This is a genomic window from Rhizobium sp. CC-YZS058 (assembly GCF_034720595.1).
Lineage (GTDB): Bacteria > Pseudomonadota > Alphaproteobacteria > Rhizobiales > Rhizobiaceae > Ferranicluibacter.
Genome location: NZ_JAYESJ010000001.1, coordinates 2,060,528 through 2,073,858, shown reverse-complemented (window position 1 = coordinate 2,073,858; position 13,331 = coordinate 2,060,528). Strand labels below are relative to the sequence as shown.

10 protein-coding genes are annotated in these 13,331 nt (G+C 64.2%); 5 read left to right on the top strand and 5 right to left on the bottom strand.

The genetic code is table 11. The features are described 5' to 3' along the window. Positions 1 to 163 precede the first annotated feature (163 nt). Together U8330_RS09835 and U8330_RS09830 are read left to right on the top strand one after the other, a co-directional pair. The gene (locus U8330_RS09835) at positions 164 to 2,428 is read left to right on the top strand and encodes a PAS domain-containing sensor histidine kinase (RefSeq protein ID WP_323105067.1); all 2,265 of its coding nucleotides are present in this window, start codon (positions 164 to 166) and stop codon (positions 2,426 to 2,428) included. Further along, the gene (locus U8330_RS09830) at positions 2,418 to 3,782 is read left to right on the top strand and encodes a sigma-54 dependent transcriptional regulator (protein ID WP_323105066.1); all 1,365 of its coding nucleotides are present in this window, start codon (positions 2,418 to 2,420) and stop codon (positions 3,780 to 3,782) included. The genes U8330_RS09835 and U8330_RS09830 overlap by 11 nt, the downstream gene beginning before the upstream one ends. A gap of 69 nt (positions 3,783 to 3,851) precedes the next feature. On the opposite strand, the gene U8330_RS09825 is transcribed toward U8330_RS09830, so the two are convergent. Together U8330_RS09825 and U8330_RS09820 are read right to left on the bottom strand one after the other, a co-directional pair. Continuing rightward, entirely contained in the window at positions 3,852 to 4,232 is a 381-nt protein-coding gene (locus tag U8330_RS09825; protein ID WP_323105065.1) for a type II toxin-antitoxin system HicB family antitoxin, read from the bottom strand. Continuing rightward, positions 4,229 to 4,480 carry a type II toxin-antitoxin system HicA family toxin gene (locus U8330_RS09820; RefSeq protein ID WP_323105064.1) on the bottom strand — a complete coding sequence of 84 codons (252 nt, stop codon included), beginning with the start codon at positions 4,478 to 4,480 and terminating at the stop codon, positions 4,229 to 4,231. The genes U8330_RS09825 and U8330_RS09820 overlap by 4 nt, the downstream gene beginning before the upstream one ends. 357 nt (positions 4,481 to 4,837) lie before the next feature. On the opposite strand from U8330_RS09820, the gene hfq reads away from it, so the two are divergent. Beyond that, positions 4,838 to 5,080, top strand: coding sequence for an RNA chaperone Hfq (hfq, locus tag U8330_RS09815; protein ID WP_323105063.1), 243 nt, complete (start codon positions 4,838 to 4,840; stop codon positions 5,078 to 5,080). A 75-nt stretch (positions 5,081 to 5,155) separates the two neighbouring features. Continuing rightward, entirely contained in the window at positions 5,156 to 6,481 is a 1,326-nt protein-coding gene (gene hflX / locus U8330_RS09810) for a GTPase HflX (protein WP_323107247.1), read from the top strand. 126 nt (positions 6,482 to 6,607) lie between these two features. On the opposite strand, the gene U8330_RS09805 is transcribed toward hflX, so the two are convergent. Then, positions 6,608 to 8,533, bottom strand: coding sequence for an LTA synthase family protein (locus U8330_RS09805; RefSeq protein WP_416236838.1), 1,926 nt, complete (start codon positions 8,531 to 8,533; stop codon positions 6,608 to 6,610). 132 nt (positions 8,534 to 8,665) lie between these two features. Between U8330_RS09805 and U8330_RS09800 the strand changes: the two genes are divergently transcribed. Beyond that, complete coding sequence (locus U8330_RS09800) at positions 8,666 to 9,490, top strand: hypothetical protein (RefSeq protein WP_323105062.1); 825 nt, start codon at positions 8,666 to 8,668, stop codon at positions 9,488 to 9,490. 44 nt (positions 9,491 to 9,534) lie between these two features. Here the strand turns inward: U8330_RS09800 and U8330_RS09795 are convergent, their stop codons facing one another. Next, positions 9,535 to 10,686 carry a DUF2865 domain-containing protein gene (locus U8330_RS09795; protein ID WP_323105061.1) on the bottom strand — a complete coding sequence of 384 codons (1,152 nt, stop codon included), beginning with the start codon at positions 10,684 to 10,686 and terminating at the stop codon, positions 9,535 to 9,537. A gap of 169 nt (positions 10,687 to 10,855) precedes the next feature. After that, a complete protein-coding gene (locus U8330_RS09790; RefSeq protein WP_323105060.1) occupies positions 10,856 to 13,207 on the bottom strand; it encodes an NADP-dependent malic enzyme in 2,352 nt (783 codons plus the stop codon). Positions 13,208 to 13,331: the final 124 nt, after the last annotated feature.

The following is a 13,331-nucleotide window of genomic DNA, read 5'->3' as shown; positions in this document are numbered from 1 at the left end:
GCCACATTGTGTTGCTTAAGCAGCACAGTGGGAAGTGCGTTGAAAATGGTGGAGCGGGTTTGACGACGGCGGCGGGTGTCTCCGCAGCGCGCGTTGAGCCGGCGACCGGGAGCGGCACGCACGGCACCTGCGACTGCGGGCCGTGCGGTGGGCGAGGGCGGACATGGCCGAAGGGCTGATCATGCCGATGGCGAAGGACGAGGGGACGACGGCCGGATACGACCGGCGCGCCTCCTTTGCGCTGCCGGGTCTGGTGCTCGCCAGCGGCGCGCTGATCTGCGCCATCATCTCGCTCCTCGTCCTACTCGGCCTGACGCCGATCAAGCCCGAGACCAATATCGTGATCGCGTCCGCGACCGTGAATGCGGTCTTCGTGATCGGGCTCATCTATCTCATCACGCGTGAAATCATGCGGCTGATGCGGGCGCGCAGCAAGGGCCGGGCCGCGGCCCGCCTGCATGTGCGCATCGTGGCGCTGTTCTCGATCGTCGCCATTACCCCCGCGATTCTGGTGGCGATCTTCGCCTCGATCACGCTCGATGTCGGGCTGGACCGCTGGTTCTCGCTGCGCACCCAATCGATCGTGCGCTCCTCGATCGATGTCGCCCAGGCCTATGTGCTGGAGAATGCCAGCTATCTGCAGGGCCAGACCGCCTCCATGGCCAATGATCTGGAACGCAACCGCCAGCTCTATAGCCTCGACCGCACCGGCTTCACCGAGCTGATGACCCGGCAGGCCCGCGCCCGCGGCATGCTGGGCGCCTTTCTGGTGCGTGGCGACGGCAGCGCGATCCTGCAGGCCGATATCCCGACCGACCGCCCGCTTCCGGCCATTCCGCGCGATGCGCTGGCCAGCACCGTCTCCGGCCAGCCGACGCTGATCCCGCCCGGCATCACCAATCTCGTCGGCGCGGTGATCCCGCTCGAAAACATCGCCGGCGCCTATCTCTACACGGTGCGCACCGTCGATCCGAAGGTCATGAACTCCATGCGGCTGATGGAGGAGAATGTTGCCGAATACCGCAACCTCGCCGCCGGCCGCACCTCGCTGCAGATCGCCTTCGGCGTTCTCTATCTGGGCTTCGCGCTGATCGTTCTGCTTGCCGCGATCTGGGCGGCGATTGCGGTTGCCGACCGGATCGTCCGGCCGATCCGCCTGCTGATCAGCGCTGCCGACAGTGTGGCGACCGGCAACCTCAATGTCGTCGTGCCCGTGCACACGGTGGATGGCGACGTTGGTTCGCTGTCGCGCACCTTCAACAAGATGATCGCCCAGATCCGCAGCCAGCGTGACGAAATCCTCGAAGCCCGCGACGAGATGGACCATCGCCGCCGCTTCATCGAAGCGGTGCTGTCGGGCGTGACCGCGGCCGTGATCGGTGTCGAGGACGATCGTCGCATCACCATCGCCAATCCGTCGTCGGAGGATTTCCTCGCCCGGCATGCGCTCGACATCGTCGGCGAGCGCCTGAGCGACATCGCACCGGAGATCGACGAGGTGCTGACAGAGGCCGAGAGCCGGCCGCGCAGCGACTTCCGCAAGCAGATCAACATCATGCGGAACGGCAAGGAGCGCACGCTCAATGTGCAGGTGACGCGCGAGGAATCGACCGACGCCAAGCAGTCTTGGGTCATCACGCTCGATGACATCACCGATCTCGTCATCGCCCAGCGCTCGACCGCCTGGGCGGATGTGGCGCGCCGCATCGCACACGAGATCAAGAACCCGCTGACGCCGATCCAGCTCTCCGCCGAACGGCTGAAGCGCCGCTACGGCAAGCAGATCGACCAGGAGGACCGGACCGTCTTCGACCAGTGCACGGACACGATCGTCCGCCAGGTGGAAGACATCGGCCGCATGGTCGACGAGTTCTCCTCCTTCGCCCGCATGCCGAAGCCGACCAAGGAACGCTCCGATCTGCGCGCCATCCTGAAGGATGCGGTGTTCCTGCGCGAGATGGGCAATACCGAGATCAGCTTCATTCGCGATTTCGGCGACGAGCCGCTCGACGGCTTCTTCGACAGCCGCATGCTTGGCCAGGCCTTCGGCAACATCGTCAAGAATGCGGTGGAGGCGATCGAGGCGCTGCCGGCCGAGGCGGTGCGCGGCGAGCGCAAGATCATGGTCCGCTCCCGGCCGGACGAGCGGTCGGGCGCCTTCGTGGTCGACATCATCGACAACGGCAAGGGGCTGCCGACCGAGAACCGCCATAGGATTCTCGAGCCCTACATGACCATGCGCGAGAAGGGCACAGGCCTCGGTCTCGCCATCGTCAAAAAGATCATCGAGGACCATGGCGGGCACCTCGAGCTGCATGATGCGCCCGCCGACTTCGACAATGGCCACGGCGCCATGATCCGCATCATCCTTCCGCCGGGCAACCCGGCGGAAGCACGAGAGAACAAGGAACGCATCCATGGCCGCTGACATCCTGGTCGTCGACGACGAAGAAGACATCCGCGAGATCGTCTCCGGCATCCTGTCGGACGAGGGCCATGAGACCCGCACCGCGCATGACAGCGACAGCGCGCTTGCCGCCATTTCCGATCGCGTGCCGCGGCTGGTGTTCCTCGATATCTGGATGCAGGGCAGCCGGTTGGACGGGCTGTCGCTGCTCGACGAGATCAAGAGCCGCCATCCGGAACTGCCCGTGGTGATGATCTCCGGCCATGGCAATATCGAAACCGCCGTGTCCGCCATTCGCCGCGGCGCCTATGATTTCATCGAGAAGCCGTTCAAGGCCGACCGGCTGATCCTGATCGCCGAACGGGCGCTCGAAAACTCGAAACTGCGCCGCGAGGTCTCCGAGCTCAAGAAGCGCTCGGGCGATCCGGTCGAACTGATCGGCACCTCGGTCGCCGTCTCGCAGCTGCGCCAGACGATCGACAAGGTGGCGCCGACCAACAGCCGCGTCATGATTCATGGCCCCTCTGGTTCCGGCAAGGAGCTGGTGGCGCGGATGATGCACCGCAAATCCTCGCGCGCCGGCGGCCCCTTCGTGGCGCTGAACGCAGCGGCGATCACGCCTGACCGCATGGAGATCGCCCTGTTCGGCACCGAGGGCACGGCCGGCCAGCCGCGCAAGACCGGGGCGCTCGAAGAAGCCCATGGCGGCATGCTCTATCTCGACGAAGTCGGCGAAATGCCGCGTGAAACGCAGAACAAGATCCTGCGCGTGCTGGTCGACCAGCAGTTCGAACGGGTCGGCGGCTCCAAGCGGGTGAAGGTCGATGTGCGCATCATCTCTTCCACCGCCTACAATCTCGAAAGCCTGATCGCCGAAGGCGCCTTCCGCGAGGATCTCTATCACCGGCTGGCGGTCATCCCCGTCCGCGTGCCGGCACTGGCCGAGCGGCGGGAGGACATTCCGTTTCTCGTCGACATGTTCATGCGCCAGATCAGCGAGCAGGCCGGCATCCGCTCGCGCAAGATCGGCGACGATGCGCTGGCCGTGCTGCAGGCCCACGACTGGCCGGGCAATATCCGCCAGCTGCGCAACAATATCGAACGGCTGATGATCCTCGCCCGGTCCGACGGGCCGGATTCGGTCATCACCGCTGATATGCTGCCGACCGAAGTGGGCGACAGTCTGCCGAAGATCGCCGCCCAGGGCGACCAGCACATCATGACCCTGCCGCTGCGCGAAGCGCGCGAAATGTTCGAACGCGATTACCTGATCGCCCAGATCAACCGCTTCGGCGGTAACATCTCCCGCACCGCCGAATTCGTCGGCATGGAACGCTCCGCGCTGCATCGCAAGCTGAAATCGCTCGGGGTGTGAGGTAGATCTGCCCGATGCTCGCCGCTGCCCCGGGCAAAGCGGCAGCAATGCCCTGAACCGTTTCTTGCTTCAAGCAGCGTGGTCGGATCGCGGCTGGTCTGAAGGGGTGAGAGAAACCGCAGTCTTGCCGTCCAGTTTGTCCTCCACAGCCTGGCAGACCCAGGCATTGAGCGATCGTCCCTCATCGCTCGCCCTTCGCGCCGCCCTCTCATGAAGACCCGGCGGCATGCGGACATTGAAGCTGCCCTTGAACGGCTTCGAAGGGGCGCGTCCGGCCTGCCGGCAGTCATCGAGATAAGCGTCGATCAATTCGCCGGCCACACGTGCGGCGTCTGACGCCCGGTCGCATTCGGCGATGAGCAGATCGTCGATGTGGAGCACCTTGATAAACAGTGCTCCGTCTTCGAACTCGACGGAGGCCTGATATCCTTTATGCGAAACCGTCCTCATAAAAACCCCTGTTCCTGGAGGCTGTCACGGATCTGACGAACGACGTAGGCTTTCACGTCCTTGTCTGGATGCGGCTCGTGCAGACGGATGATATGGTTGGTAACGGAATGGACAAATTTGCGCCGTGATCCACCGCCTGTCGATAGCTCGTCATATCCCAGACCTCGCAGCAAGGTGAGAAGGGAGCGGTAAGAGAAGCCGCCCGTGCACGCCCGGAACTCGTCAAGCAAACGCTCACTGCGCGTCATGGCTCGCCACGATCCTCTCATCATCGCTAGACGTATGCAACTGGAATTCAGTCGCAATTCAATAACCGTCGTGGGTTTAGGTCAAAAGCCTTATGGAGTTATACCGAATTGACAAGCCTGCTGCTATAAAGTGGGAGACTGCGGGTTTCGCTCCACCACAGATTCAAACCCCTTGCGGCCAAGCGCCGGCTTACCTTCGTGCTTGTGGTGGGGGAGTCTGATTTCCAGATTGCGGAACAGGGCCCGATTTGATACCAGAAAACGTTCGGCGCATGCGGGGGACTTCACACGTGCGCCAATTCCGATCGAGAATTCAACCGGTTGAACAAGCACCGGCAATCAGAAAGAAGCGGCGCCATGGCGGAACGTTCTCAGAATCTCCAGGACCTTTTTCTCAACACGGTTCGCAAGCAGAAGATCTCGCTGACGATCTTCCTCATCAACGGCGTCAAGCTGACCGGCGTCGTCACTTCCTTCGATAATTTCTGCGTGCTTCTGCGCCGCGATGGCCATTCGCAGCTGGTCTACAAGCATGCCATCTCGACGATCATGCCCGGCCAGCCGATGCAGATGTTCGAGAGCGAAGACGCCGCATCCTGATTGGACGTTGCCATTACCAAGCGCGATACGAAATCCTCTCCCATCATTCCCGAAACCGAGAAGCACCGCGACGACATGCGCGCGCTGGTGCTGGTGCCGGTCGTCAAGAAAAGCGGCCGCCAGGCTGCCGAGGCTGCCCCATCCGTGCGCTCCGACGAGGCGCGGCTGGAAGAGACGATCGGTCTCGCGCTCGCGATCGACCTGACCGTCGCCCATGGCCTGATCGTGCCCGTTGCGCAGCCGAAGCCGGGCACGCTGCTTGGCTCGGGCAAGATCGAGGAGGTCAAGCAGCTTCTCGACGCGCATGATGCCGGCCTCGTCATCGTCGATCATCCGCTGACGCCGGTGCAGCAGCGCAATCTCGAGAAGGAATGGAACGCCAAGGTCATCGACCGGACGGGCCTGATTCTTGAAATCTTCGGCCGCCGCGCTTCCACCAAGGAAGGCACGCTGCAGGTCGATCTGGCGCATCTCAATTACCAGAAGGGCCGGCTGGTTCGCAGCTGGACCCACCTGGAGCGCCAGCGCGGCGGTGCCGGCTTCATGGGCGGCCCCGGCGAAACCCAGATCGAAGCCGACCGGCGCATGCTGCAGGACAAGATCATCAAGCTCGAAAAGGAGCTGGAGCAGGTGCGACGCACCCGCCAGCTCCATCGCGCCAAGCGACGCAAAGTGCCGCATCCGATTGTCGCGCTCGTTGGTTACACCAATGCCGGCAAATCGACGCTCTTCAACCGTATCACAGGCGCGGGCGTTCTGGCCGAGGACATGCTGTTCGCTACCCTTGATCCGACGCTGCGCCGCATGAAGCTTCCGCAGGGCCGCACTGTCATCCTGTCCGATACGGTCGGTTTCATCTCCGACTTGCCGACCCATCTCGTCGCCGCCTTCCGCGCCACGCTGGAAGAGGTGCTGGAAGCCGATCTCATCCTGCATGTGCGCGATGTGTCCGACCCCGACCATCCCGCCCAGGCCGCAGATGTCGAGCGGATTCTCGAGGACCTCGGCATCGACGAAAAGGCGCGTGGCGAGCGCATTCTCGAGGTCTGGAACAAGATCGATCGGCTGGATCCCGTCCAGCATGACGTCATGATCGAAAAATCCGCGCATACGCCGAACTCTCTTCCCGTCTCCGCCTTCACCGGCGAGGGGGTCGACGCGCTGATGCAGGAGATCAATCGCCGCTTGTCGGGCGTCATGACCGAGACGACGGTGACGGTCCCCCTGGACCGGCTGCAGCTCCTGCCCTGGATCTATGAACACGCCGTCATCGACGAGCGCGAAGACCTGGAGGACGGCACGGTCCGCCTCGACCTGCGCCTGACCGAAACCGAAGCCACCGAACTCGACCGCCGCCTGGGGGTGACTGGCCGCAGCGAGAGGGAAGAGTGGGAGCAGTAGGGGGCGAGGCTGGGTCATGTTCCGTCTGGGGGCGACTGCTCGGCTTCTTGTTTGCGCCCAGTAATCGCCAGGCGCGAGCGCCATGGCGGCTACCGGTTTCACAAAGGAAGTCTCTTCCAGGGTCCCTCAAAGAACCGGTTCAGGCTGGGGAAACAGTTCGTCGTGGGTGGCGAAGAAGCGGTCGGTGCCGTAGCGCTGGCCGAACATCATGTCGTGCTGCAGGAAGCGATAGTCGCGCAGGAGCGGCGGGACGGAGGGTTTCTGCAGCCAGCCGGGCGTGCCCTTGCCGGCGGCATTGACGAGCATGTAGCGGTCGAGCACGCGGTAGCGATCGAACAGGTTGCCGAGGAACCCGGTGTAATAGGGATGCTCGAAGCCGGAGGCCTTGACGATCTGATAGGACAGATAGGCCGGGCTGATCGTGCCGATGTCCTTGACCGGGCCGGTCTTGCTCGACCAGACGATCAACGGCGTCTCGTGCTGGCGCATCATGTCCGGCAGGGCGCCTTTGCGCGGCGCTGTCACGTCCGGCATGAAGCCTGTCGAGGTGTAGACCGTGTTCAGCGGCGGCAGGTGGTCGCCGAACAGCACGATGATCGTTTCGCGCTCGCGGGTCTTTGCCCAGTCCATCAGCATCTTCAGGCTGTCGTCGGCCTCCTTCACGCCCTGCGCATAGGTGGCGAGCGCGGCGCGGTCGGCCTCCGGCAAATCGCCTTCGACCGCGATCGTGTTCTGCGCATAGCGGTTCGCCTCGTAGGGACCGTGCCCCTGCAGCGTGACCGTGAAGAAGAAGAACGGCTGATCCAGTTCCTCGGCCTGGCGCATGATTTCCTTGGTCAGCGACTCGTCGGAGGCGAAGATGCCGCGCTTTTCCATCGGCGGCAGGTTTTCCTCCGAGCGGAACTGCTCAAAGCCGAAGGATTTGTAGACGGCGCTGCGGTTCCAGAACCACTTCTGGAAGGGGTGGACCGCCCGCGAGGTGTAGCCCTCGCCCCGGAAGAAGGTGGCAAGCGAGGGGATCGGGTTGCGGATATATTGCTGATAGGGGATCGAGCCATAGGGCAGGAAGGCGTTGGAAAAGCCGGTCAGTGCCTCGAACTCGACATTGGCGGTCATGCCGCCGAATTCCGGCGAGAAGACATGGCCCGATTGCATGGCCCGGATCGTCGGCATCGGATCGGGCGACAGGGTGACGTTCGGCAGACGCGTCGGATCGAACAGCGACTCGCTCATCAGCACGATCACATCGGGCTTGTCATGCCAAGCGGTGGCGGCTGCACCCGGCTTGACCGGAATGGCGTCGATGGCGTTCTGCATATAGCCGGCCGGCGCTGCGACATTGGCCATCGGCAGATTGAGCGCAAAGGCCATGGCGAAGCCGTTGTGCCGGTAATTCTCCGTCTGATCCCACATGATCGGAATGACCTGCAGCCGGTCACGAATCCAGGAGAAATGGTTGTAATCCATGATGTGGTAGAAGCTGCCGAGCAGGGGCAGGGCGACGGCAAGGCGCGCCAGACGCTGGCGGCGGCCGAGAAGCGGAAACCGGCGCCAGGCATGGCGGATCAGCCAGGCGAGACCCAGAATCGACAGCACAAGGCCAACGGCAATGCCGGCCGCCGTCATCGGCCGGTCGCGCACCAGCACCGGCATCAGCTCCATCACCTGACGGCCGAACAGGAAATCGGTCGGGTAAAGCGGATCGGAGAGAAAGATCTGCTTCTGCCGGCTGATGAAGGCCGGAACGAGCGCCAGCGGCGTCAAAAGCACGAAGCCATATTCCTCGCGGCCAAGCAGCGCATCGATGGCGAGGAAGAGGAGCAGAAAGACCGAGACCGTCGTCCAGGCAGGACGCGCGGGATCGAGAAAGAAGGCGACGGCTTCCGACAACGAATTGCGGGTGATCCATTCGACGACGAAGATCAGCGCGAGGGAAAGCAGCGCGGAGAAGCCGATGCTTTTGAGCTCCGACGAGAGCCCCGAGCGGCCGCCATCCAGCGCAAGCGCTGGTGATGCAGACGGCACGGTGACGGCGGTCTCGAAACTGGCCACAGCCGTCTCCTTTTACAAAACAATCGCAGAACTGTCATAGTGCTGTCATGTTGAACAGGGGATGAATGGCTCGGTTCCCGTATTTCCCCCATTCTTCCAACCTATTAGCAGCCCGTTTGCAAGGAGGCCGCCATGCGCAGCGCCGTCGAGATCTTCACCCTTTCCACCGGCCGGTCGCACATTGTGCATGAGACCGACCGGCTGATCGAGGCACCGAATTTCACGCGGGATGGACAAGCGCTGCTGTTGAACGGCGAGGGGCTGCTGTTTTCCCTGCCGGTTGAAGGCGGTGCGCTGACGCAGATCGACACGGGCTTTGCCCGCGCGCTCAACAACGACCACGGGCTCTCGCCGGATGGCACCCTGCTGGCGATCAGCGACAAGACCGAGTTCGGCAAGTCGGCCATCTACACGCTTCCGGTCACCGGCGGGACGCCGACGCTCGTGACCGAAACCCTGCCGTCCTACTGGCACGGCTGGTCGCCGGACGGCGCCCGGCTCGCCTATTGCGGCATTCGCGACGATGTCTTCGATATCTATACGATCGATGTCTCGGGCGGCGCGGAGACGCGATTGACCTTTGGGGAAGGGCGCAATGACGGACCGGATTATTCGCCGGACGGCCGCTGGATCTACTTCAACTCCAGCCGCAGCGGCCGCATGCAGATCTGGCGGGTTCCGGCGCAGGGTGGCGCGGCGGAGCGGATTACCGACAGTCCCTATGGCGACTGGTTTCCTCATCCCTCTCCGGATGGGCGGCATCTGCTCGTGCTGTCCTATGATGGCGATGTTTTCGACCATCCGCGCGACCACACCGTGCGGCTGCGTCTCATGGATCCGGACGGCGGGCAGGCGCGCGAACTCTTCACGCTTTTTGGCGGGCAGGGCACGATGAACGTGCCCAACTGGTCGCCCGATGGCAGCGCCTTCGCCTATGTGCGCTATGAACCGGCGTGACGGCCGATCGAGGTTGTTGCCCTGGCAGGCGGCCCGTCTCTGCCTCAGTTCGCCTGCTGCGGCTGGAAGGCTGGGCCCTTAGGGTGCCTGAGGTCGATGGCGGTTTCCTCCGCCGGCAGGAACGTCGGACCGACCTGACGCACACGGTTCGCCTTCGGATCATAGGGCCGCTCGATGGGCGGCGCGACGGCGGGTGCTGCAGCTGCGGAGGGAGAGGCGGGCGACGAGGGCGCGGCGCTCGCGGCCGGGTCCGCGGCCGCACTCTGAGTCGAGGCCGCCCGACCGGGGTCTGAGGTCACGGTGCTGATGCTGCCGCCGGGGGTGATCGGCGTGCTGAGCGGCGCCGCTGCGCGCGGCGTGAGAGCGCATCCGCACTGCTTGCGGTCGGCAGGATCGCCGGTCTTGTAGGCGAAGGCGGTCGGCAGGTCGGAATAGAGCTTGCCCGTTTCGGCCGAAACCATGCTCTCGGTGTCGCCGCTTGTCAGAGGATGATAATAGAGTTCCGTTTCGGCGCCCGGGCAGCGGCGGCTGCAGGCTTCGGCGTCGCGCGGAAAATCTGCCGGGCTCGCATGGGCCGAGATCGGAAAGAAGGCGCCATCGCAGGTGCGCACGCACATGGTGCGCAGATCGCCGGCCTGATCGCCGAATTCGAGCTCCGGGAACTCCGTCCGCCCGCGCAGAACCGGCGACTGCTCGCTGCCGATCGGCGGCAGATCGGCGATGATGTTGCGCGGCTGTTCGTCGCCGCCGACGGAAGCGCTGACGATCGCATCCTGCGTCTCGTCGCAGCGGTTGGCCGAGAGCGCGACCATGACGCGCCGGCGCGCCGCATCATGCTCCGTGCCGTTCAGGTCCGCCAGGCGCTGCGCCTTGAGTGCGTCGATCTCATCCCGCAGCGCGGCGATCCGCTCGTCGATCTGGCGGCACAGCGCGTCGTTTTCGCCATTGATGATGGTGATGCTGCCGCCGCTGCAGCCCATGCGACGGGCTTGCCCGCGGGCAGCGCGCAGATCGAGATTGTGGCGCGAGAGCGCGCCGATGAGGTCGCGCGACGTGCCTGTCGGGCGATTGCTGGTGACGCTCGGCAGTTCGGCGAGGCGCTCGTAGAGACGCTCGCAGAGCGGCGAGGCCTGCGCGACCGATGCTCCGATCAGGGGCAGGAAAAGGGCGACGACGAAGAGCTTGCGACTGCGCACGGTCCAGACTCGCTTTCGCGTTGGAGGCGTCGATGAACGATGGGCCGGCCAGCCCCGCGGGCATGGCCTTCAGCCTTATCTTAGCGCGCGACCCCGCCGGCGCAACGTGTCCAACCGATCAAGTGTCGCTTACCATCCGCTTTTCCCGAGCGATGGTTACCGTGACGCCTCACACCGGATGCGAGGCTTCGACGACGGCAAGCGCCGCCATGTTGACCACGCCGCGCGAGGTGACGGACGGCGACAGGATGTGGGCGGCCTCCGCACAGCCGAGCAGGATCGGCCCGACATGCAGCCCGTCGGTCATGCCCTTGACAAGTCCCATCGAGATATTGGCCGCGTCGAGATTGGGGAACACTAGGAGATTGGCTTCGCCCGACAGGGTGGAGGCGGGCAGGACGCGCTTGCGCAACACCTCTGAGATCGCCGATTCGCCATGCATCTCGCCATCGGCTTCAAGGTCCGGCGCCAGTTCGCGGACGAACTCCATGGCCCGGCGCATCTTGGTGGCGCTTTCCGATTCGCGGGAGCCGAAATTGGAATGCGAGACGAGGGCGGCGCGCGGCGTGATGCCGAAGCGGCGGATAGTCTCGGCGGCCAGCACCGTCTTCTGCGCCACTTCCTCGGCAGTTGGATTGAAGGTCACGAAAGTGTCGGTGAAGAAGGTTGCGCCGCGCGAGGAGATCAACAGGCTCATGGCCGAGAAATCCAGCGCGCCCTTGCGCTTGCCGATGATCTGCGAAATGTCGCGCAGATGCCGGCTGTATCGGCCTTCCAGACCGCAGATCAGGGCATCCGCCTCGCCGCGCTTCAGCGCCAGCGCGCCGATCACGGTGGTGTTGGTGCGCACGATGGTGCGGGCCGCTTCCGGAATGATGCCGAGCCGGCCCGTAATGGACAGATATTGGTCGACATAGTCCTTGAAGCGGCGGTCGCTTTCCGGGTTGATCACCTCGAAGTCCGTGTCTGGGCGGATGCGCAGGCCATAGCGCTTCAACCGGCTTTCGATGATCTGCGGTCGGCCGATGAGGATCGGCCGGGCGGTGCCTTCCTCAAGCAGGACCTGGGCGGCGCGCAGCACGCGCTCGTCCTCGCCTTCGGAAAAGATCACGCGGTTCTTCGGCGCCGATTTCGCGAGCGTGAAGATCGGCTTCATGATGAAGCCCGAGCGGAAGACGAAGCGGTTCAGCTGGTCGAGATAGGCATCGAAATCGGTGATCGGGCGGGTCGCGACCCCTGTTTCTGCTGCTGCCTTGGCGACGGCGGGCGCGATGCGCAGGATCAGGCGCTGGTCGAAGGGCGAGGGGATGAGATAGTCCGGCCCGAAGACCGGGGTCTCCTCGCTATAGGCGCGGGCGGCGACATCGGAGGGCTCTTCGCGGGCAAGCCCGGCGATCGACCGCACCGCCGCCATCTTCATCTCTTCATTGATCGTGCGCGCGCCGCAATCGAGCGCGCCGCGGAAGATATAGGGGAAGCAGAGGACGTTGTTCACCTGGTTCGGGAAGTCCGAACGGCCGGTGCAGATCATCGCGTCCGGGCGGGCGGCGCGGGCGAGCGACGGCATGATCTCCGGCGTCGGATTGGCAAGCGCCATGATCAGCGGCTTCTCCGCCATCTGCGCCAGCAGGTCCGGCTTCAACACGCCGGCTGCCGACAGGCCGAGGAAGACATCGGCGCCACCGATGGATTCGGACAGCACGCGCTTGTTGCTCGGCTGCGCATAGACGGATTTCCACTCATCCATCAGCACCTCGCGACCTTCGTAGACCAGGCCTTCGAGATCGTGCACCCAGATGTTTTCGCGCTTTGCGCCAAGCTCGACCAGGAGATTGAGGCAGGCGAGCGCTGCAGCACCGGCGCCGGAGGTGACGATCTTGGCCGTGGCGATGTCCTTGCCTGCCAGCTCGAGCCCGTTGAGAACGGCGGCGGCGACGATGATCGCCGTACCATGCTGGTCGTCATGGAAGACCGGGATGTTCATCATGCTGCGCAGGCGACGCTCGACCTCGAAACATTCGGGCGCCTTGATGTCTTCGAGATTGATGCCGCCGAAGGTCGGCTCGAGCGCCGAGACGACATCGACCATGCGCTCGATGCCCGGCGCGTCGATCTCGATATCGAAGACGTCGATGCCGGCGAACTTCTTGAAGAGCACCGCCTTGCCTTCCATGACCGGCTTGGAGGCGAGCGGCCCGATATTGCCGAGACCAAGCACGGCCGAACCGTTGGAGACCACGGCGACGAGATTGGCGCGCGCCGTGTAATCGGCCGCGAGTTCGGCATTGTCGCGGATCGCAAGGCACGGCGCCGCGACGCCGGGCGAATAGGCGAGCGCCAGATCGCGCTGGTTGCCGAGCGGCTTGGTCGCCTGGATCTCGAGCTTGCCGGGGCGGGGATAGCGGTGGAAGAACAAGGCCTGGCTGTCGATATCGCCGGTGGCCGGGCCCTGGCGTTCGGTCTCGACCCGCGTTTCCGAGTTCGCGTTCGGTGTGCCGCTGTTCTGGTCGCCGCTGGTCATCGCTTTCCTCATTCGCCGTCTTCGGGGTGGGCCCTTCTGGCATGATTTAGCCGTGACGTACAGTTGGCGAGCCCTGCAAGCTCCGCATGGCTCGCCGCTGTCATGCTCTTGAAACAAGAGTCTG

Coding starts and splice junctions, on each gene's coding strand:
- U8330_RS09790 (WP_323105060.1), bottom strand. CDS start 13,207: ATGACCAGCGGCGACCAGAACAGCGGCACACCGAACGCGAACTCGGAA.
- U8330_RS09820 (WP_323105064.1), bottom strand. CDS start 4,480: ATGACGCGCAGTGAGCGTTTGCTTGACGAGTTCCGGGCGTGCACGGGC.
- U8330_RS09830 (WP_323105066.1), top strand. CDS start 2,418: ATGGCCGCTGACATCCTGGTCGTCGACGACGAAGAAGACATCCGCGAG.
- U8330_RS09835 (WP_323105067.1), top strand. CDS start 164: ATGGCCGAAGGGCTGATCATGCCGATGGCGAAGGACGAGGGGACGACG.
- hfq (WP_323105063.1), top strand. CDS start 4,838: ATGGCGGAACGTTCTCAGAATCTCCAGGACCTTTTTCTCAACACGGTT.
- U8330_RS09825 (WP_323105065.1), bottom strand. CDS start 4,232: ATGAGGACGGTTTCGCATAAAGGATATCAGGCCTCCGTCGAGTTCGAA.
- U8330_RS09800 (WP_323105062.1), top strand. CDS start 8,666: ATGCGCAGCGCCGTCGAGATCTTCACCCTTTCCACCGGCCGGTCGCAC.
- hflX (WP_323107247.1), top strand. CDS start 5,156: ATGCGCGCGCTGGTGCTGGTGCCGGTCGTCAAGAAAAGCGGCCGCCAG.